Origin of the sequence: Oceaniovalibus sp. ACAM 378, assembly GCF_008085915.1 — a bacterium.
Lineage (GTDB): Bacteria > Pseudomonadota > Alphaproteobacteria > Rhodobacterales > Rhodobacteraceae > Oceaniglobus.
In genome coordinates this window covers 15579-34202 of sequence record NZ_VSJK01000013.1, presented here as the reverse complement: position 1 = coordinate 34202, position 18624 = coordinate 15579, and the positions used below count along the sequence as shown (strand labels likewise).

22 protein-coding genes are annotated in these 18624 nt (G+C 61.7%); 20 read left to right on the top strand and 2 right to left on the bottom strand.

What is annotated here, in order from left to right; all coding sequences use genetic code 11:
- Positions 1 to 2 precede the first annotated feature (2 nt).
- From FQ320_RS17290 to FQ320_RS17265, 7 genes are all read left to right on the top strand, one after another.
- A complete protein-coding gene (locus FQ320_RS17290; protein ID WP_148474503.1) occupies positions 3 to 980 on the top strand; it encodes a restriction endonuclease in 978 nt (325 codons plus the stop codon).
- A gap of 676 nt (positions 981 to 1656) precedes the next feature.
- Positions 1657 to 1923, top strand: coding sequence for a hypothetical protein (locus FQ320_RS26055; protein ID WP_222861625.1), 267 nt, complete (start codon positions 1657 to 1659; stop codon positions 1921 to 1923).
- Positions 1920 to 2513 carry a transposase gene (locus FQ320_RS26050; protein ID WP_222861624.1) on the top strand — a complete coding sequence of 198 codons (594 nt, stop codon included), beginning with the start codon at positions 1920 to 1922 and terminating at the stop codon, positions 2511 to 2513. The genes FQ320_RS26055 and FQ320_RS26050 overlap by 4 nt, the downstream gene beginning before the upstream one ends.
- 98 nt (positions 2514 to 2611) lie before the next feature.
- Positions 2612 to 3880, top strand: a complete 1269-nt coding sequence (locus FQ320_RS17280; protein WP_148474501.1) for a site-specific DNA-methyltransferase — start codon at positions 2612 to 2614, stop codon at positions 3878 to 3880.
- A gap of 57 nt (positions 3881 to 3937) precedes the next feature.
- Positions 3938 to 4738 carry a hypothetical protein gene (locus tag FQ320_RS17275; protein WP_148474500.1) on the top strand — a complete coding sequence of 267 codons (801 nt, stop codon included), beginning with the start codon at positions 3938 to 3940 and terminating at the stop codon, positions 4736 to 4738.
- Positions 4716 to 5735 carry a hypothetical protein gene (locus tag FQ320_RS17270; protein WP_148474499.1) on the top strand — a complete coding sequence of 340 codons (1020 nt, stop codon included), beginning with the start codon at positions 4716 to 4718 and terminating at the stop codon, positions 5733 to 5735. Before FQ320_RS17275 ends, FQ320_RS17270 begins: the two co-directional genes overlap by 23 nt.
- A gap of 80 nt (positions 5736 to 5815) precedes the next feature.
- Positions 5816 to 6418, top strand: coding sequence for a DUF1989 domain-containing protein (locus tag FQ320_RS17265; RefSeq protein ID WP_148474498.1), 603 nt, complete (start codon positions 5816 to 5818; stop codon positions 6416 to 6418).
- Between the two features lie 12 nt (positions 6419 to 6430).
- Here the strand turns inward: FQ320_RS17265 and FQ320_RS17260 are convergent, their stop codons facing one another.
- Positions 6431 to 6976, bottom strand: coding sequence for a DUF3489 domain-containing protein (locus FQ320_RS17260; protein WP_148474496.1), 546 nt, complete (start codon positions 6974 to 6976; stop codon positions 6431 to 6433).
- Between the two features lie 110 nt (positions 6977 to 7086).
- Between FQ320_RS17260 and FQ320_RS17255 the strand changes: the two genes are divergently transcribed.
- Genes FQ320_RS17255 through FQ320_RS17215 form a run of 9 tightly spaced genes read left to right on the top strand, consistent with a single transcriptional unit; the run spans position 7087 to position 15111 of the window.
- Positions 7087 to 7623 carry a hypothetical protein gene (locus FQ320_RS17255; RefSeq protein WP_148474494.1) on the top strand — a complete coding sequence of 179 codons (537 nt, stop codon included), beginning with the start codon at positions 7087 to 7089 and terminating at the stop codon, positions 7621 to 7623.
- Entirely contained in the window at positions 7571 to 9625 is a 2055-nt protein-coding gene (locus FQ320_RS17250; protein ID WP_148474492.1) for a phage terminase large subunit family protein, read from the top strand. Before FQ320_RS17255 ends, FQ320_RS17250 begins: the two co-directional genes overlap by 53 nt.
- Before the next feature lies 1 nt (position 9626).
- Positions 9627 to 9842, top strand: coding sequence for a phage head-tail joining protein (locus tag FQ320_RS17245; protein ID WP_148474490.1), 216 nt, complete (start codon positions 9627 to 9629; stop codon positions 9840 to 9842).
- Positions 9843 to 9845: 3 nt separating this feature from the next.
- Positions 9846 to 11345 carry a phage portal protein gene (locus FQ320_RS17240; RefSeq protein ID WP_148474488.1) on the top strand — a complete coding sequence of 500 codons (1500 nt, stop codon included), beginning with the start codon at positions 9846 to 9848 and terminating at the stop codon, positions 11343 to 11345.
- The gene (locus FQ320_RS17235) at positions 11345 to 12679 is read left to right on the top strand and encodes a S49 family peptidase (RefSeq protein ID WP_187393951.1); all 1335 of its coding nucleotides are present in this window, start codon (positions 11345 to 11347) and stop codon (positions 12677 to 12679) included. The genes FQ320_RS17240 and FQ320_RS17235 overlap by 1 nt, the downstream gene beginning before the upstream one ends.
- A gap of 43 nt (positions 12680 to 12722) precedes the next feature.
- Complete coding sequence (locus tag FQ320_RS17230) at positions 12723 to 13103, top strand: head decoration protein (protein ID WP_148474484.1); 381 nt, start codon at positions 12723 to 12725, stop codon at positions 13101 to 13103.
- A 32-nt stretch (positions 13104 to 13135) separates the two neighbouring features.
- Positions 13136 to 14158: a major capsid protein gene (locus FQ320_RS17225; protein WP_148474482.1), complete on the top strand. Its 1023-nt coding sequence runs from the start codon at positions 13136 to 13138 to the stop codon at positions 14156 to 14158.
- A gap of 18 nt (positions 14159 to 14176) precedes the next feature.
- On the top strand, positions 14177 to 14491 hold the full coding sequence (locus tag FQ320_RS17220) for a hypothetical protein (protein ID WP_148474480.1): 315 nt from the start codon (positions 14177 to 14179) through the stop codon (positions 14489 to 14491).
- Complete coding sequence (locus FQ320_RS17215; protein ID WP_148474478.1) at positions 14488 to 15111, top strand: DUF6441 family protein; 624 nt, start codon at positions 14488 to 14490, stop codon at positions 15109 to 15111. Before FQ320_RS17220 ends, FQ320_RS17215 begins: the two co-directional genes overlap by 4 nt.
- A 17-nt stretch (positions 15112 to 15128) precedes the next feature.
- On the opposite strand, the gene FQ320_RS25735 is transcribed toward FQ320_RS17215, so the two are convergent.
- Complete coding sequence (locus FQ320_RS25735; protein WP_187393938.1) at positions 15129 to 15614, bottom strand: hypothetical protein; 486 nt, start codon at positions 15612 to 15614, stop codon at positions 15129 to 15131.
- Positions 15615 to 15676: 62 nt separating this feature from the next.
- On the opposite strand from FQ320_RS25735, the gene FQ320_RS17205 reads away from it, so the two are divergent.
- From FQ320_RS17205 to FQ320_RS17190, 4 genes are all read left to right on the top strand, one after another.
- A complete protein-coding gene (locus tag FQ320_RS17205) occupies positions 15677 to 16099 on the top strand; it encodes an acyl-CoA transferase (RefSeq protein ID WP_148474476.1) in 423 nt (140 codons plus the stop codon).
- Between the two features lie 26 nt (positions 16100 to 16125).
- On the top strand, positions 16126 to 17064 hold the full coding sequence (locus FQ320_RS17200) for a phage tail tube protein (RefSeq protein WP_148474474.1): 939 nt from the start codon (positions 16126 to 16128) through the stop codon (positions 17062 to 17064).
- Positions 17065 to 17152: 88 nt separating this feature from the next.
- Positions 17153 to 18052 (top strand): DUF1186 domain-containing protein, encoded by a 900-nt coding sequence (locus FQ320_RS26045; protein WP_222861623.1) that lies wholly within the window; start codon positions 17153 to 17155, stop codon positions 18050 to 18052.
- Positions 18053 to 18135: 83 nt separating this feature from the next.
- Positions 18136 to 18573: a hypothetical protein gene (locus tag FQ320_RS17190; protein ID WP_148474472.1), complete on the top strand. Its 438-nt coding sequence runs from the start codon at positions 18136 to 18138 to the stop codon at positions 18571 to 18573.
- The last annotated feature ends 51 nt before the right edge of the window (positions 18574 to 18624 follow it).

Sequence of the window (18624 nt, the reverse complement as noted above, 5' to 3'; positions counted from 1 at the left end):
TCATGAAGTTCAAACCGCGAAACCTTCGCGCGATTGCCGAAATGGTCATTGGGGATGCGGCGCATTTTCCTCGTCGGTCCAGTTTTTTCATCACTAAGTTTTTTGAAGAGTGCGATCTCGACTTTGTTCACGATGGCAGCACACGTGCGATCTGGACTTCACAACGCCTCGAAGATCTTCTGGAAGAACCACAACCCGCTGCCTTTCAGATGCCAACGCGCTTTGTCGTTTTGCTTCGGACGCTGATGGATCCACGCGAAGCGGAAGACGGCGACCTTGATCGCAGCAAAGCCTTGGCTTTGCTAAATGAGTCCCTGACCAGAGAAGGCTATGAAGCCTACTATGATGAGGAACCGATGCTACAGGTTCGCCACATAGGCAGCAAGACAGTATCGACGGCGACCAACCCTCATCGCCCATTAACCCCCAAAGAAACAGAGCGTAAAAGGCAGCTCAACGCCTATCTCGACACATGCAGCGAGGACGAGCTTATCGAGGAAATCCTGCTGCCCTTGTTTAGGCAGCTTGGCTTTCACCGCCTCACCGCTGCTGGTCACTCCGACAAGGCCCTCGAGTATGGCAAGGACGTCTGGATGCGCTTTGTTCTGCCCACCCAGCACGTCCTATACTTTGGCATTCAGGCGAAGAAGGGAAAACTTGACTCAGCCGGAATGACGAAGGGATCGAATGCCAATATTGCCGAGATTTACCAGCAAGTCTTGATGATGCTGGGGCATGAGGTTTTCGACCCCGAAACGAGCAAGAAGGCCCTCGTCGACCATGCCTTTATCGTCGCCGGTGGCATCATAACCAAGCAAGCGCGCAATTGGCTGGGCGGAAAGCTCGACGCGTCAAAGCGCAGCCAGATAATGTTTATGGACCGTGAAGACATCCTGAATCTTTACGTGACATACAACATTCCACTGCCAGCGAACGCCCTGCCAAAGCTCGACGCGTCACCGGACGAGATTCCATTCTGACTTATGTGCTCGACATCCGTCGGCTGTGGGATGAGCCCCCCTTGGCATGGTTCCTCCCCGGCCCGAAACGTATACGGGGGGGCGCAGCGCGGCATTTCGCTAGCGCCTGGCTTCTTCACCGGGGAATCCAGGCGGAATCCACCTGCCGCTTAATTTTGGGAAAAGCGACTCATTATCAAAGGCTTGCCGTGTCAGGACTTCGGCCTGCTGGATTCTTTTGTGGAAGCCACCCCGCCGGAAGCCAGCCTGTGGAAGCCACTGCTGGGAAGCTGTTGAATCTGCGTGCATTTTTGGTTTAACAAAGTTGCCCCTCTTGACCCACCCCTTGATCATCGAAGAATGGCGCCCGGAGGAAACCCTCTCGGGCGCTTTCGTTTTTCACCACATCGCGGATCCCGATCTTGTCGCTGGCCATGCTGTCCGCGCGCATCGGCACGTCCGCCCTGCCCCAAATGAGAACCGCCCCATGGACCTTCTGTATCCCTGATCTGTTAATCTACTCCCATCACCCGACCTCGGCCGAGGTCGGGTGATGGGACGGTGTTTGGCGTTTGGACCTAGTGGCCCACGATTTGAACGGTGACCACGTTTTACCAGCGAGCCAGCACCGTCTCTCTTCATCGTCTCGAACAGTTGAATGTGGCCAATCAGGACCACGGATCAGAAGGAAGAGAGCATGAACATGATATCACAGAACCAGATCATTGGCATCGACGTCTCGCGCGACTGGCTGGACATCCATTGCCTGCCGGATGGTCACCGGTTGCGGATTGCAAACGCGGCACAGGGACATGAGCAACTGGCTGAGATTGCGCGCGACAGGCGCGCTTTGGTCTGCTTTGAAGCGACCGGCGGGCAGGAGTGGCAGCTCTGGGCGACGCTTGATGCTGCTGGGATCGCATCACGGCAGTTGCACCTGCACAGATCAAGGCCTTTGCTATGAGCCGGGGAACGCGGGCGAAAACGGACCAGATTGATGCTGAACTGATTGCTCGCTTTATGGTATTCAGGCCGGATGCCGGGCGCTCCCTACCGGCGCAGAAACTACGCCATCTCAGGGCCTTGACTGGTAAGCGAGGTCAACTCGTCGAGATGCGCAAACGGCTTCTGGTACAAATCAAGGCACGTCTAAAGCAAGGGCTGGATGAACCGCTCGAAGACATGGACGATGCGCTCCGTATCCTTCTTACCGCCCAGATTGCCGAGTTGGAAAGCCAGATTGAACGCCTCATAGCAGCCGATAAGACACTGGCCGAAACCGCCCGGATCCTACGCTCCGTCCCGGGGATTGGGCCTGTCGCCAGCACCATGCTGATCGCCGAGATGCCCGAACTTGGTCAGATATCCGGGGAACAGGCAGCGGCTCTGACAGGCCTGGCTCCGATTGCACACGACAGTGGCGCACTTCGCGGAAGGCGTGCAATCGGCGGCGGGCGGCGCCTGCTACGGCATGTCTTGTTCCAGGCCGCATTGGTGGCCAGCTATCACAACCCGGTCTTGAGCCCTTTCGCAGATCGCCTGCGTGCTGCCTGAAAACCACATAAGCTTGTTGTCACAGCCGTCGCCCGAAAACTCGTGACCATCGCGAATGCGCTTTGTAAATCACGACAGAATTGGGCTCCCCCCGCCACATGAACATACAGTTGCTGGTCTTTGCACCGAGCCAGATCGAGACGTGGCCGATTGACTGGCTGCGCCCCTATGCCCGCAATGCCAAGATCCACGGCAGCGATCAGGTGGCTAAGATCGCCGCCAGCATGGCGAAATTCGGCTGGACGGTGCCGTGCATGGTCGCCGACGACGGCGAGCTGATTGCCGGGCATGGCCGGGTGCTGGCGGCCACGGCGCTGGGGTTGAAGGACGTACCGGTGATCCGGCTCAGCCATCTCGACGAGGCCGAGCGCCGGGCGTACCGCATCGCCGACAATAAGCTCACCGAGCTGGGCGAATGGGACGAGGCAACACTGCGCGACGAGATCGCGGGGCTGCTGGCTGAGGATTTCGACCTGTCGCTGCTCGGGATAGCTGACGGGGATCTTGATGCGCTGCTGCGCGATCCGGATCAGGTTGAAGGGGAGGCGGTTGAGGGGGAAGATGATATTCCCGAACCGCCGGTCAGGCCGGTGTCGGTTGCAGGCGATCTCTGGCAGCTCGGATCACACCGGCTGATCTGCGGCGACAGCACATCCGCCGATGTGGTCGGCCGACTTCTGGGCGATGTGAAGCCGCTCCTGATGGTCACCGATCCACCCTATGGCGTGGAATATGATCCGTCCTGGCGCAACCAGGCGGGGGCGGCCAAGACCAAACGCACGGGCAAGGTTCTGAATGATGACCGTGCCGACTGGCGCGAGGCTTGGGCGCTGTTTCCCGGCGACGTGGCCTATGTCTGGCATGGTGCGCTGCATGCGGCGACGGTGGCCGAAAGCCTCGTATCAGCGGGTTTCGCTGTTAGGTCGCAGATCATCTGGGCCAAGGACCGCCTCGTTCTCAGCCGCGGAGACTATCATTGGCAGCATGAACCGTGCTGGTATGCCGTCAAGAAAACGGGCAAGGGCCACTGGGCGGGCGACCGGAAACAGACCACGCTGTGGCACATTTCCGGCAAGGATCAGGATGCCACCACCGTGCACGGCACCCAGAAGCCGGTCGAGTGCATGCGCCGCCCGATCCTGAACAATTCCAGCCCGGGTCAGGCCGTCTTTGAACCGTTCATGGGATCTGACACCACGCTGATCGCCGCAGAAACTACCGGACGCGTTTGCTTCGGGATCGAGTTAAACCCGGCCTATGTCGATGTCGCCATTGATCGTTGGCAGCAGTTCACCGGCGCAAACGCTGTCCTCGCGGAAAGCGGCGAGACCTTTGCCGACCTGAGGGCCAAGAGGTTTGCGGGATGAACGCGCCATTGCTTCCGGGCCGGATCGACTACCAGCTCAATGCAAAATCACTTACAGTTGACCGTTGCTGACCTCTCGCTATCGGCTATAGCATGGAGCCGAAAGTTCCAGACAAGTGAGACATTTACGGTGGAGTTATCGGACCAAACCGCTGCCGAAATGCTGGTTAGGCGGCGCATTCTTGAGTGGCGCGATGAATGCTTGTTTGATGCAAAGATTTCCCTCACCCGCGTGGCCCTTGATCTGGCACCGTTGATTAGAGAGACATTGGAAAATGCCTCCATGGTCGAAATCATAGGCAAGCCAACGTCGTTTTGCGCCACGAGAGTTGATCCAATTGTTGCAGCACGATTAAAACCGGAATTGACTCGACTAGAAAAAATGGCCTCAGAAAAGTTGCTCGACATCAGCAATGCCGCAACCTATTTTGAGCAAGCCGACTTTGCCTCAAAGGCAGATGGAAGTCTTTGGTCGAATGCGATTGATATCGGAAGCGTCGGAGCTCCGGTCGCACTTGGTGCAGGTGCTCTGCTGGCTGCACCTGCCATGGCTGTGGGCACTACAGCAGCTTTCTTCGGCCTAGTGACCACTTCAGCGATCAGCGTTCCCGTGCTGCTTGGTGTCTTTGGAGTAGCTTCAATCGCGACCGCAACAGGTCTGACGCGGGGCTTCCGGCTCAAAGATCGGGCGGTCAATCGACTGAATGACAAGGTGCTCACGTCCATTGCTGCTTCAATCATCGGGGAACCTACAACGGAAGGTCCTCAGTCCGCGCTTTCCTGCTATCGTCGATCAATCGAAACAACGACCTCAAACATCATCCAGGAGCTTCAGTATGATTCCGCCGCTGTTGTTTGAGGTTCCAGCCCTCCTTCAGTCCCAGGTAATGAGCGGCGCGCTTCGACAGGTGGGTGCACTGATCCTCAATCCCCACACGGGCCGTATCGTGGCACACCTGCAGGAAACTGGGGCCGCGCAGCAAATCTCGACATCACTGATCAACGCTGGGCCGTCAGCGCTTTCTGCCATTGCTTCGCCCCTCACAGCAACTAGCGGCATCGCAACTTACTTGCAGAACCGACAAATTCTGGCGAGTCTCGAGGCGCTTCAGGGACTTCAAATTGGTGGTTTGGTGCTAAGTGGCCTAGGGCTTGGCGTAAGCCTTGCAGGTTTTTCTGTAATGTCGACAAAGCTAGACCGCCTAACCGGACAGATTAAAGCAATTGATGATCGTCTTGCACATATCGAAAGTCGGATCGAGGATCTTCATGATGCCGAGATACAGCGCGATTTTGTCACTTTACGAGCGGTGTGCAAACAAATTGACGACGCTTGGAGTATTGCAAATCCATTGCCAGAATGGTCAGCAGCAGCAGGTGCCCTCTACCAGCTAGAAGCGCGGTTCTTTGATCGCGCGCGGCAAGCACGAAACGCACCCGATTTTGCCATTGATCGGTTCGAAAGCTTTATTGATGCGGCGTTATTAGCCTCAGCGGCCCTCGTCTCCGTCCGAACAGCAATGGATGATTTGAACGCCGCACAGATTGCTGCCGCTGACACGGTGGCCAATCTGAATTCGCTAACTAATCGCATAGGAATTCTAGAGCTTTTGGAGACACGCATGCGTAATGACATGGCACTAACTCTAGCTGGAAGGATCGACGCGCTGGCACGACATCGCGTCGAGTCATTTGCGCACGTCGCACTTTTTAGAGCCCGCGAAGACCAAGCTGGCTCGGCGTCGCATACAATTTCTTACCTCAATCGCTGTGGTTATTCTGGCCGCGCTTATCTCGAGGCACTGCGCGATAACAAGGAATCGCCCATCGCTATCATGGAATACGACCAGACCTGAATCAGTGATGCTGTTGGCAATCCGACGTGACAGTTTGCCGACCGAGACAATAACGGCGCCGATGGCAAAGGATGCAAGACATGACGACAAACCTGATGGCGGTCCCTGCCCGACGCGGTCGAGCCGTCCGTGTTGCCAAAGGAAAGGCAATTCAGATCATCAATACCCATGGCCAACAGGTTGTGGATACCTGGTGCTTTAATGCCGACGACCTGTCCGAATTCATGTCGATGGAGCATCTTCACGCGACGCTTCAGGACATATTCCCGGCCAAAGGTGATGCACTGACCACTAATCGGCGGCGGCCGATCCTGCTTTTGGAAGAGGACACCTCGCCCGGGCGTCATGACACCGTCATCGCAGCCTGCGATGTGCACCGCTACGCCATGCTGGGGTGCCGGGAGTATCACGATAATTGTACTGACAATCTGCACGCCGCGTTGGCACAGCTCGATCTGCGCGCGCCGGACTGCCCAGCACCATTGAACCTGTGGATGAACATTCCCGTAGCACCTGACGGAAAAATCATTTGGGGCGAGCCACTCAGCAAGCCGGGAGACTATGTTACGCTGCGCGCTGCCATCGACTGCGTCGTGGTTATGTCAACCTGTCCTCAGGATATGATCCCGATCAATGGGGCCGACTGCAAACCGACCGAGGTTCATTACCGACTGCTCGACTGACCGCGGGTAAAATCATGCAGTGTTGCTGCTGATCCGGTAAACCCTGCCCCTACCGTCTTCCTTTACCGAGGTCACAACCAGCCCCAGCTTCTTGCCCAAGGCCCCCGACATTGCCCCGCGCGCGGTATGAGCCTGCCAGCCGGTGGCAGCGACGATCGCCTGCATCGTCGCACCCTCTGCCGTTTGCAGCATCTCAATCAGCATCGCCTGCTTGGTACCGGCGCGCGGTGTCGGCTGCTTGGCCTCGGGAGTTTCGGCCGCATGCTTGCGGATGGCGACCATAGTCTTCACCACCACCGGTACGATCCCGATGGCAAGCAGCCCTGCGTCGGTGACGACCAGCGTGGTGCCATGGCCGTCGCCGGTTTCGCGCCAGAGCGGTTCACCTTGGCGCAGGTCGGCGTCAACCTCGTCCAGCCACCCTCGTTGGATCATCTTGGTGACGGTCATCTTTGCGGCGGCACCATTCAGCCCCTTGGGCAGTGGCAGGGCAATATTGTCAGCGCGCTGTGTACCCGCACTGAGGATCATGGTTTGGGTTTCGGTGAGTTTCGCCATGGCGGAGTCCTTGCTGGGGGTGATGTCTTGATCCAGGACTCGCTCTGTCGGCGATTTCAATCAACTAAATAACAAGCATTATCATCGCCTTAATCAAAGTGAACACTGCCATGGAAGGTATGTCCGAGCGCGAATATTCCACCCATTCCGGCCTGTCTCGCGGGGCCATTCAGAAGGCCCGCAAGGCTGGTCGGCTGGTGGTGTACGGCGATGGCTCGATCAACGCCGCCGCGTCTGATCTGCGTCGCGGCGAGATGACCGATCCGGACCAGCAGCGGCGCAGCACTGGCGGCGATAGTGGGTTCAGCGGCCCAGCCGACAGCTCGTCCTATCTGAAGGCCCGCACCGCGCTGACGGTCTACCAGGCGCAAGAACGTCAGCTGGCAATCCAGAAGAAGAAGGGCACGTTGGTCGACCGCGCCCGGGCGGAAACACTTGTGTTCCGGCTGGCGCGGCAAGAGCGCGACACTTGGGTCACATGGCCATCCCGAGTCGCGGCTCTAATGGCGGCCGAAGTGGCCACGGAGGTGGAAAAGAAATCCGGCAAACCGGTGATCATCGAGGCCGCGATCCTGCAGAGGGTGCTGGAAACCCATGTCAGAGCGCAACTCGACGCCCTTGCCGATCTCCGGGTCAGCCTCGGATAACGACGACACGGCCACCAACGATTTGACAGAGGGCCTCGACCTCGAGTTTGACGGGGCTGAGGACATCCTGCGCACTTGGCGCAACGGCATGCGCCCCGATCCGGACCTAACCGTGTCGGAATGGGCGGATCAGCACCGCAAGCTGTCCTCGCGGGCCTCGGCCGAGCCGGGGCAGTACCGCACCGCACGCACGCCCTACCTGCGCGAGATCATGGATGCACTATCGCCGCGCCACCCGGCGCAACGCATCAGCTTCATGAAAGCAGCACAGGTTGGCGCAACGGAGGCTGGCAACAACTGGATCGGCTTTGTCATCCACCATGCACCGGGACCAATGCTGGCGGTGCTGCCCACGGTGGAAATGGCGAAACGCACCTCACACGGGCGGCTTGATCCGCTGATTGCGGAAAGCCCAGCCCTGCGCGAACGGGTCAACCCGGCCCGCTCGCGCGACGCGGGCAATTCGATGCTCTCAAAAGAGTTTCCCGGCGGCATTCTGGTACTGACTGGCGCGAACTCCGCCACCGGCCTGCGCTCGATGCCTGCGCGTTACATCTTTCTCGACGAAGTTGACGCCTATCCGGCTTCAGCCGACGAGGAAGGCGATCCGGTCACACTGGCCGAAGCGCGCACCACCACCTTTTCGCACCGGCGCAAGGTGTTCATGGTCTCCACGCCCACGATCCGGGGCATCAGCCGGATCGAGCGGGAATACGAGGCCAGCGACCAGCGGCGCTATTTCGTGCCCTGTCCGCATTGCGGCGCGATGCAGTGGCTGCAGTTTGAACGGCTGCGCTGGGACAAGGGACGGCCCGACACGGCGGCCTATCATTGCGAGGGGTGCGAGAAGCCCATCGCCGAGCACCACAAGACGCAGATGCTGGAGCGCGGGGAATGGCGGGCGACGGCCGTGTCAGCCGATCCGCACTCCATCGGTTTCCACCTCTCAGCGCTCTATTCGCCGCTTGGCTGGAAAAGCTGGCAGCAGATCGCGCGGGACTGGCTGGCTTCCCAAGGCTCGGAAGAGATGCTGCGCGCTGCGCGCAACACCTTGTTGGGCGAGACGTGGGTCGAGTCGGGCGACGCGCCGGAATGGCAGCGGCTGGCCGAACGCCGCGAAGCTTATGTAGGCGCGCAGATCCCGGTTGGAGGTCTGTTCCTGACCGCCGGCGTCGACGTGCAGAAGGACCGGATTGAGGTCGACGTCTGGGCTTGGGGCCGCGGTTTGGAAAGCTGGCTGGTCGACCACATCGTCATCCCGGGTGGCCCGGACGATCCGGCCTGCTGGGACAAGCTGACCGCCCTGCTCAGTCGGACCTGGGCCTGCGCTAATGGCGCGGTGATGGTGATCGGCAAGCTGGCCATAGACACCGGCTACGAGGGCCCGGCGGTTTACGCTTGGGCTCGCAAACAGGGCTTTGATCAGGCCGCCCCGATCAAAGGTCTGGAGGGCTTCAATCGCGCCACGCCGGTGTCGGGCCCGACCTATGTCGACGCCACCATCGGCGGCAAACGTCTGCGCCGGGGCGCACGGCTCTGGTCGGTGGCCACGGTGACCTTCAAGACCGAGACATATCGCTTCCTGCGACTGGAACGGCCGAGCGACGAGGACCGGAGCTTGGGGGTGCTCGACGCCCCCGGCACCGTGCACTTGCCCGACTGGATCGACACCGAATGGCTGAAACAGCTGGTGGCCGAACAGCTTGTCACCGTGCGCAACAAGCGCGGTTACAGCCACCCCGAATGGCAGAAAATGCGCGAGCGTAACGAGGCGCTGGACTGCCGCGTCTATGCAAGGGCGGCCGCATGGATCCTTGGCGCCGATCGCTGGGACGAGGCGACCTGGCGGCGGCTTGAAGAACAGGCCGGGGTGGAAACGCGCCCGACCCGGCAACAGCCTGCACCTGCCGAAACGACCGCTCCCGCCGCGCCAAAGGCGGGAACACCGACCACGCCACGGCGCAAACGCCGGGCTTACACACCGAACTTCATGAGGGACTGAGATGGATCTGGAACGGATGCGCGCGCTTCTGGCCACGCTGCAGGAGGCGCGTTACGCGGGCGTCCGCTCGGTCCGCTATGACGGCAAGACCATCAACTATGGCTCGGACGTGGAACTGGCGAACGCCATCAACGATCTGGAAACCCGGATTGCCACGGCCAGGTCTGGCACCCGGAGACGCCGCCGCTGGGGCACTGTCGCCTCAAAGGGCCTGTGATCCATGGCGTTTGAAGCCTTCCGACAGCGCATCGGCTCAATCATCGGGGGCTTCGATGCTGCACAGGCGCATCGTCGCCTTCGTGGGTTCCGGGCGTCGCGCGCCCATGTGAACACCCTGATCGCCGCATCGGGCGATACGATCACGGCACGCGCACGCTGGCTGGTGCGAAACAACGGCTATGCGGCTAACGCGGTGGAGAGTTTCGCCAGCAATGTCGTCGGCGATGGGATCAAGCCTTCGTCGACCATCGCGGATGCAGCCAAGAAGGAAGAGTTGCAGGCGCTGTGGTTGGCCTGGACCGACGATGCCGACGCCGAGGGGCTGACCGATTTCTATGGCCTGCAGCGCCGGGCAGCGCGCGAGGTGTTCCTCTCCGGCGAGGTCTTCATTCGCATCCGCCCGCGCCGGGCCGAGGACGGTTTGACGGTCCCGCTGCAACTTCAGATGCTGCCCGCAGAAATGCTGCCGCTCGACATGAATCGTACCTTGCCCGGCGCAGGGTTGATCCGGCAGGGCATCGAGTTCGATGGCATCGGTCGCCGCGTCGCCTATCACTTCCTGCGCCGCCATCCGGGTGACATGACCGATCCCGGCCTCGCGGGTGAAACCGTGCGCGTCCTGGCTGGCGACGTGATCCATGTTCTCGACCCCGTCGAGGCCGGTCAACTGCGGGGCGTGTCGCGGTTCGCCGCAGCCATCGTCAAACTGTTCACCCTCGACCTTTATGACGATGCTGAACTGGAGCGGAAGAAAATCGCGGCGATGTTCGCGATGTTCATCACCTCGCCCGCCCTGGAAACCCCGCTGGAACCGACCGACGAGGATCTGGAAGTCGAGCCCGGTCAGGTGGTGCGGCTGGATCCCGGCGAGGACATCTCGACGCCCGCCACCCCGGATTCCGGCGGCACCTACGAGCCGTTCCAATACCGCACCCTGCTGCAAATCGCGGCGGCGCTGGGCATTCCCTACGGCTATCTGACGGGCGATACCGCCAAGGGCAACTTCTCGAACACGCGGATTTCGTTGATCGAATTCCGCCGTCGAATATCAGCCTGGCAACATGGCGTGCTGGTGTTTCAGCTTTGCCGCGCGGTCTGGGTGCGCTGGATGGACGTGGCAGTGTTGTCAGGCGTCTTGGACCTGCCCGGTTTTGACAGCAAGCGCCGCCAATATCAGGCCTGCGCCTGGCTGCCGACCAAATGGGATTGGATCGATCCGATGAAGGACGCCTCGGCCGAGATCCTGCAGATCGAAGCGGGTCTGAAATCCCGCACCCAAGCCCTGTCGGAGCGCGGCTATGACGCCGAACAGGTTGATCGCGAGATTGCCGCCGAACGCAAACGCGAATTGGCACTTGGCCTCGACTTCCGCCGCCCGGGATCTCCTGCACAGGGGCCGGGCGCGGCCAAGGGCAACGACAGCGCCGAAAAGGACGAGACGGCGGACGAGGACGCGCCGGAAGGCGCTGATGAAAAACCCGACTCCAAGGAAGACGCATGATGCATCACGCCCAGATCGCCCAGCGCGCTTTTAATACACCGCTGATGGTCGACCCAGCCAAGGCGCTGGCCTTCCTGTCCGGGCTCGGGCCACGGATCACCGGGCAGGACATCACCTTCCAGGCGCTGGAGGTGGAAGCCACTGACCAGACTGCCGCAACCCTGCCCGCCCGGCCATCGCTGTTCGGCAATGACCTCGCCCAGCGCCATCAGCGTAATGGGAGCCAGCCTTTTGCGGTGGTCGATGGCATCGCGGTCATCGAAATCATGGGCACACTTGTGCATCGTGGCGCATGGATCGGGCAGTCCTCTGGCCTCACGTCCTACGAAGGGATCGCGGCCCAGTTGCAAGCCGCACTGGCCGATCCCGGCGTGCGTGGCATCGCCTTGGACATCGACAGCTTCGGTGGCGAGGTCGCGGGCGCTTTTGATCTGGCGGATCGCATCCGCGCCGCTCGAGCGCAGAAGCCCGTCCATGCATTCGTCGCCGAACATGCGCTGTCGGCTGGCTATGTCCTCGCCAGTCAGGCCGACCGGATCGTCCTACCGCGCACCGGCGCTGTCGGCAGCATCGGCGTTGTGGCGCTGCACACCGACATGAGTGGCGCGCTGGATCAGAAGGGGATCGCCGTCACGCTGATCCACGCAGGGGCGCACAAGATCGATGCGAACCCGTATCAGCCGTTGCCCGAGGCGGTGCACAACCAGATGCAGCGCGAGCTGGAGGTGGTGCGCTTCCTCTTTGCAGAAACGGTCGCCGCCGGTCGCGGTGATCGGCTGACCCATGCTGCAGCTTTGGCCACCGAAGCCGCCGCGTTTCGCGGGGCCGATGCCATCGCTGCTGGTCTGGCCGATGATCTCGCCGATCCCGTCGCCGCCTTCCACGCCTTCGCCGCCGCACCCCGCGGCACAACCTCCCCCAGCAGAAAGGGTCCACAGATGACCACCACACCCACCGACACCCCGAACCCGGCACCGGTTACCGCTCCTTCTGCGGCCATGCCTGCAGTCGCAATCGCACCCGCCACGCCCGAACCGCCGGTGAACGCGGCAGCGCCAGTCACCACCACCATGGCCGCAGATGCCATTCGCGCCGAGGCCGCCGAGGTGGCGCAGGTCTGTGCGCAGGCCGCCCGGCTCGGCGTGACCATCGACGCCGCCGACGCGGTCACCAAAGGGCTGAAACCCGAAGCGCTGCGCGCCCGGGTCCTGGCTGATCTCGCCGCCCGCAGCGATGCGGCTGGCATCATCGCCACCGCCCCGGCGGCAGCTGCCGCCAAAGACAGCCCGATCATCGCCGCCGCCAGGAAGGCCGCGACCGACGCCAAGCGCTGAACCATCGCCTGCTTCCCCACCCCCAGAACATGGAGACTGACCAATGCCCGTCCTGACGGAACCGCCCAGCATGGGCGATGTCCTCAAATATGAGGTCAACCCGAACTACACCCGCGAAGTGATCACGCTGCTTGCCGGAATGCCCTATCCGGTCGGTTCGGTGCTGGGCAAGATCACCCCCAGCGGAAAATACAAGCTGGCCACCAGTGGCGGCAGCGACGGCGCGCAGACCGCGACCGCCGTTCTGCTCTATGCCGTCGATGCGACGTTGGCCGATGCCGTCGGCATTGTCGTCGCGCGCGGCCCCTCGATCGTGTCGCGCGCTGGCCTCGCCTACGACGCCACCGTCGATGACGGCGCGAAGATCACCACCAAGATCGGCCAGCTTGCCGCCGTCGGCATCATCGCCCGCGACGGCGTCTGACGTCAAATCCCCTCAATCCCCCGGAGCACCCCATGACCATCGTTCGCAATCCCTTTGACGCTGGCGGTTACTCGCTGGCCGAGATGACGCAGGCCATCAACATCCTGCCAAACCTCTACACCCGCCTCGGCCAGATCGGCCTGTTCCGCTTCGAAGGCGTCAGCCAGCGGTCGGTGATCATCGAGCAATATGAGGGTGTGCTGAACCTGCTGCCCTCGGTGCCGCTGGGTGGCCCCGCCACCGTCGGGACGCGTGAGGGGCGCTCGATGCGCAGCTTCGCCCTGCCGTGGATCCCGCATGATGACGTGATCCTGCCGGGCGATATCCAGGGCCAGCCCGCGCTGGGCGTCTTCGACGGCGCCGATCCGCTGGTCGAGGTGATGAACCGCAAGCTGCAGCTGATGCGGCGCAAGCACGCCCAGACCCGCGAATACATGGAGATGAATGCCCTGCGCGGCATCGTAAAGGACGGGGCTGGCACCACCCTCTACAACTACTTCACCGAATTCGGCCTAGCACAAATCTCGGTCGACTTCGTCCTTGGCACCGCTGGCACCAATGTCCAGGGCAAGGTGCGGGAGGTGCTTCGCGCGATGGAGGATAACCTGCTTGGCGAAAGCATGACGGACGTGCATGCCCTCGTCAGCCGCGAATTCTTCGACAAGCTGATCGCGCATCCGAAGACCGAAGAGGCCTACAAGTTCTATGCCGCCACCGGCGCGCAGCCCCTGCGCCAGGATGTGCGCCGGAACTTCCCCTTCGCGGGCATCGTGTTCGAGGAATACGCGGGCACGGTCACTCTCTCGACCAAGGCCACCGAACGGCTGGTTCCCGCGAACGAAGGCATCGCGTTCCCCTTGGGCACGATGGACACCTTCACCACCTACGGCGGCCCGGCCAACCTGCTCGAGGCGGCAAACACGATGGGCCTTCCGCTCTACGCCCGCCAGCACCTCGACGAAAAGGGCCGCTGGATCGACCTGATGACGGAGGCCTCGATCCTGCCGGTGAACAAGCGGCCGCGCATCGCGATCCGCATCCACACCTCGAACTGACGCCGGGCGGACATCATCATGACCGTCTTTGCCGCCGCCATGGATCGTATCTACGCCAACCCGTCCATGGCGGCGGCCGCAGTCTGGATTTCTGCCAACACGTCAGAGAAACGCCCGATCCGCGTCATCCGCCGCGCCCCGGACCGCATCACCGAATTCGGCGCTGGACGGTTTGTCAGCGACACCATGGTGGTCGACGCCCGCGTATCCGACCTGCCCGATCCTCGCACGGGCGATCTGATTGTGATCGGGGCCGACAGCTTCACCATTCAGGGCGAACCGCTGCGCGACCGCGAACGTCTGATCTGGTCGCTGGACCTGCGGCCATCATGAAGCTGAAGATCGCGTTCGACCCCGACCTCGTCGCCCTGATGCAGGCCGAAATCGCCGCAGGTGAAAAGGCAGTGTCGGCGGCGATGCGCGAAGCTGGCACCTCCCTGAAATCCGCCTGGCGCGGCCAGATCACCGGCGCTGGCCTCGGCACAAGGCTTGGTAACTCCATCCGCCTCGCCAGCTTCCCCAAATCCGGCGACAGCCTGAACGCAGCGGCGCTGGTCTGGTCGAACGCGCCGGTGATCATCGGCGCGCATGACACCGGCCCGCTGATCCGGTCCAAGGATGGGTTCTGGTTGGCGATCCCGACACCAGCCGCCGGGAAAAGCACGAAAGGCGGGCGGATCACCCCTGGCGAATGGGAACGCCGCACCGGTCTGCGCCTGCGGTTCATCTACCGCCGCAGAGGGCCGAGCCTGCTTGTGGCCGAGGGGAGGCTGAATTCGAAAGGTCGGGCTGTGGCGTCCAGGTCGAAAACCGGGCGCGGCGTGGCGACCGTGCCGATCTTTCTGCTTGTGCCGCAGGTCAAGTTACGAAAGCGGCTGGATCTGGCGCGAGATACGGAACGAGCGGTAGACAGCGTGCCGGGGCTGATCGTGGCGAGGTGGGTGAATCTATAGGCCCAACTGGGCATTCTCTAGGGCTTCGAAGCCTCGTCGATAATCGCACCAATGCCCGCCAAATCGTCGTCGCCTGCAGACGAAGCATCAACCACGGCCCAAAGCTCAGGGTACACTGTCCTCATGAGCGTGAGCGATGATAGGCATTCGGCTTCGTCAGTCGCATCGGGATTAGCCTGCGCATTTTTTGAAACAATCTCTGCAACGATGTCTGCGGTAAGACTGCGCCCTCCAACGAGTTGGGCTATCTGTGAAATGCTCTGGTTTGCGGCGGCTGTAGAAAGCTTTTGGTTGGCAACCAAAGCGCACTTTGACACGATCGTTGATCGCAGGCCTTCAGCAACCGAGTCATTAAATGGGATTCCGATACTGCCCGAAAAGGCCGCATGAGCTCGAGTGAAAGCAATAGGTTCGACAGATATTTCCTCGAAAAAGCTAATATACCCAAGATAGCCCAATATTGCGACTATTGCCCCTGCACCAATTTTCTTCGCGTTATCCATATTCCACCTCGTCAACAAAGCGATTCACCGCGAAGTTGCATCACCAATCGAAGCCATACGCAATGCCCACAACCCGCGACACTATACTCTTCGCGCTGCACGCGCGACTGCAGCCGCTTGCCGCCCTCGTTCTGCGCGATGAGGTTCTGCCCGAACGGATCCCAACAACCGGGCTGATCATCCTGCGCGATGGCCAGCCGGGCGAGCCGGAGGTGACGCTGTCGCCGCTTCGCTACCATTACCAGCACCGCGCCGAGCTGGAGGTCGTCGTCCAGGCCCCGAATGGCAGAGCCACGGCCTTCGACACCCTGATCGCCGCCATCGGCACCGCACTGGAGGCAGACCGCACGCTCGGCGGCCTCTGCGATTGGGTCGAACCCGAAGCACCGGCCTCCGTCGACCTACCCATCGAGGGCGCGGCCGCGCTGAAGGCGGCGGTGATAACCGTCGTCCTGCACTATACCACAACCGGCCCCTTGGCCTGACACCCCCCAACATCAAGGAGACCCCCATGGCACGTGCGCAAGGCGCGCGGGCGCAGATGGCGCTTGCGTATGAGACGGTTTACGGCACCCCGCCGGTCAGTGGCTTCCGGCTGATGCCCTTCGCCCGGGCGACGCTCGGGTCGGAGCAGCCGCTGCTGGAATCCGAACTGCTGGGCTATGGCCGCGATCCTCTGGCCCCAATCAAGGACGCGGTCACCGCCGATGGCGAGGTGGTAATCCCCATTGATGTCGAGGCGTTCGGTTTCTGGCTGAAGGCGGCATTCGGCCAACCGGTCACGACCGGCACCACGCCCAAGACCCACACCTTTCAGTCGGGCAACTGGACGCTGCCCAGCATGGCGATTGAAACCGCAATGCCGGAAGTGCCCCGCTTCGCCATGTATTCTGGCTGCGTGCTGGATCAGCTGTCCTGGCAGATGCAGCGGTCGGGGCTGCTTACGGCATCGGCAAAGCTGATTGCACAAGGCGAGACGATTGCAGGGGCAACCGCTGCGGGAACGCCAACAGCGCTGGGCCTGCAGCGCTTCGGCCATTTCAACGGCACGGTGAAACGCAACGGCAGCAGCCTGGGCAACGTCGTCTCCGCCGAGATCACCTATTCCAACAACCTCGACCGGATCGAAACCATCCGTGGCGATGGCCGCATCGATGGCGCCGACCCGACCATGGCTGCGCTGACCGGCCGGATCGAAGTGCGGTTCTCCGACACGACGCTGGTCACGCAAGCCATCGATGGCACGCCCTGCGAGCTCGAATTCAACTACAGCCTCGGGGCGAACGCGAGCTTCACCTTCACCGCCCATGCCGTCTATCTGCCCCGCCCCCGCATCGAGATCGCCGGGCCGCAGGGTGTGCAGGCGACATTCGACTGGCAGGCCGCGAAAGCCACCAGCCCCGCCCGCATGTGCACCGCCGTTCTCGTCAACACGCTCGCGACCTACTGAAACACCCAGGATTGTCGATCCGGGCAATGGAGGCCGACGCGGAAAGACGGTATTCCCTTCATCGATTCCCCGTTGAAAGGTTCCCCACATGACACCCGCCGAAATCATCGCTGCATTGGAGGCCAATGGCCCCCTGCCGCGCGAAGCATTGGAAGCGGCAGGGCAATCGCGCGACGCCATGGTGCCAGTCTTTCTGGATTACATCGGGAAACTGCAATCAGGGGGAGTTGACAATCTCGAGGGCATGGACGCCTTCGTCTTCATCTTCTTCCTGTTGGCCGAGTGGCGCGAGACGCGGGCCTATCGCCCGCTTGCCCACCTGCTGCGGCGGGATCCGGAGTTTCTGGATGCATTGCTGGGCGATTCGATCACCGAAGCCTCGGCGCGTGTCATGGCGGGTGTCTTTGACGGCGATCTGCAGCCACTGTTCGAGATCCTGCTGGATGATGATGTCGATGGGTTCCTGCGTGGTGAGATGTTTGACACGCTGGCCATCGTTGCCTTGGAGAACCCAGACCTGCGGCCCCGCATAACGCAGTTCCTGATCGACTTCTTCGACCTGACCGACAAAGTGACGGGCGAGGAAGTCTGGTGGGCATGGGCGGAATGCATCGCCGCCCTTGGCCTCACAAAAATGGAAACCGCGGTGCGCGCCGTGTTCGAGAGTGGTCTGATCACGCCCGATCACAGCCGGATCGAGGATTTTACGCAGCGCCTTCAGGCAACAGTGGAGTCCGGTCGGCCCGACTGGTTCACCGGTCTCTCGAGCAACATGCTGATCACCGACACCATTGCAGAACTTGAGCCATGGTACTGCTTCGCCCCCGAGTATCTGGCGAAGAAGGCGGCAGGGCGACTGAATGTCGTTTCATCCCTGATGCCCCGCAGCGGTGATCCCTTAAATGGTGCTTTCACCGGCAAGATCGGGCGAAATGATCCCTGCCCCTGCGGCAGCGGCAAGAAGTTCAAGAAATGCTGCCTCCAATGACCTGAATAGAGCGCCCCTTCCGCAGACCACCCTCCCAGCGACGTGCCCCGGCACGTCGCTTTTGTTTTGAGAAAGGCCCAACCGTGATCCGACTGAACCTGACCGCCACGCCTGGATGGCTGGACCTTGCGCCCGGCCTGCGCCTGTTGGTCGGCCCGCTCACCACCGCACTGATGGTCTCAGCCCGCGCCGATCTGGCTGTTGAGGAATTGCCCAAAGGCGCTTCCCAAGAGGAAATGGCGCTTGCCATGGCCAAAGCCGTCGCCCGCCGTGCCGTACTGGATTGGGAGGGTGTGGGCGACGACGCGGGCAACCTTGTGCCCGTCAGCCCAGCCGGGATCAATGCCCTGCTGGAAATCTGGCCCGTCTTTGAGGCGTTCCAGACCCTATACGTCGCCCGCGGCCTGCTGCTGGATCAGGAAAAAAACGTCTCCGCGCCCTTGCCGACTGGTCCTTCGGCGGGGGCGATCGCTACTGCATCGCCTGTGAAGCGCGCTGCCCGGACTGCCCCGCAAGACTGAACCGGCCGCAAACGCCAGAGGGCTGGCAGGTTTGGGATCTGGTCGGCCGCC

Bases quoted from the DNA above. Each gene is read 5' to 3' on its own strand.
- FQ320_RS17260 (WP_148474496.1), bottom strand. From the start codon at position 6,976: ATGGCGAAACTCACCGAAACCCAAACCATGATCCTCAGTGCGGGTACA.
- FQ320_RS25735 (WP_187393938.1), bottom strand. From the start codon at position 15,614: ATGGATAACGCGAAGAAAATTGGTGCAGGGGCAATAGTCGCAATATTG.
- FQ320_RS17225 (WP_148474482.1), top strand. From the start codon at position 13,136: ATGACCATCGTTCGCAATCCCTTTGACGCTGGCGGTTACTCGCTGGCC.
- FQ320_RS17220 (WP_148474480.1), top strand. From the start codon at position 14,177: ATGACCGTCTTTGCCGCCGCCATGGATCGTATCTACGCCAACCCGTCC.
- FQ320_RS26055 (WP_222861625.1), top strand. From the start codon at position 1,657: ATGAACATGATATCACAGAACCAGATCATTGGCATCGACGTCTCGCGC.
- FQ320_RS17280 (WP_148474501.1), top strand. From the start codon at position 2,612: ATGAACATACAGTTGCTGGTCTTTGCACCGAGCCAGATCGAGACGTGG.
- FQ320_RS17245 (WP_148474490.1), top strand. From the start codon at position 9,627: ATGGATCTGGAACGGATGCGCGCGCTTCTGGCCACGCTGCAGGAGGCG.
- FQ320_RS26050 (WP_222861624.1), top strand. From the start codon at position 1,920: ATGAGCCGGGGAACGCGGGCGAAAACGGACCAGATTGATGCTGAACTG.
- FQ320_RS17270 (WP_148474499.1), top strand. From the start codon at position 4,716: ATGATTCCGCCGCTGTTGTTTGAGGTTCCAGCCCTCCTTCAGTCCCAG.
- FQ320_RS17290 (WP_148474503.1), top strand. From the start codon at position 3: ATGAAGTTCAAACCGCGAAACCTTCGCGCGATTGCCGAAATGGTCATT.
- FQ320_RS17230 (WP_148474484.1), top strand. From the start codon at position 12,723: ATGCCCGTCCTGACGGAACCGCCCAGCATGGGCGATGTCCTCAAATAT.
- FQ320_RS17265 (WP_148474498.1), top strand. From the start codon at position 5,816: ATGACGACAAACCTGATGGCGGTCCCTGCCCGACGCGGTCGAGCCGTC.
- FQ320_RS17215 (WP_148474478.1), top strand. From the start codon at position 14,488: ATGAAGCTGAAGATCGCGTTCGACCCCGACCTCGTCGCCCTGATGCAG.
- FQ320_RS17200 (WP_148474474.1), top strand. From the start codon at position 16,126: ATGGCACGTGCGCAAGGCGCGCGGGCGCAGATGGCGCTTGCGTATGAG.
- FQ320_RS17205 (WP_148474476.1), top strand. From the start codon at position 15,677: ATGCCCACAACCCGCGACACTATACTCTTCGCGCTGCACGCGCGACTG.
- FQ320_RS17240 (WP_148474488.1), top strand. From the start codon at position 9,846: ATGGCGTTTGAAGCCTTCCGACAGCGCATCGGCTCAATCATCGGGGGC.
- FQ320_RS26045 (WP_222861623.1), top strand. From the start codon at position 17,153: ATGACACCCGCCGAAATCATCGCTGCATTGGAGGCCAATGGCCCCCTG.
- FQ320_RS17255 (WP_148474494.1), top strand. From the start codon at position 7,087: ATGGAAGGTATGTCCGAGCGCGAATATTCCACCCATTCCGGCCTGTCT.
- FQ320_RS17235 (WP_187393951.1), top strand. From the start codon at position 11,345: ATGCATCACGCCCAGATCGCCCAGCGCGCTTTTAATACACCGCTGATG.
- FQ320_RS17250 (WP_148474492.1), top strand. From the start codon at position 7,571: ATGTCAGAGCGCAACTCGACGCCCTTGCCGATCTCCGGGTCAGCCTCG.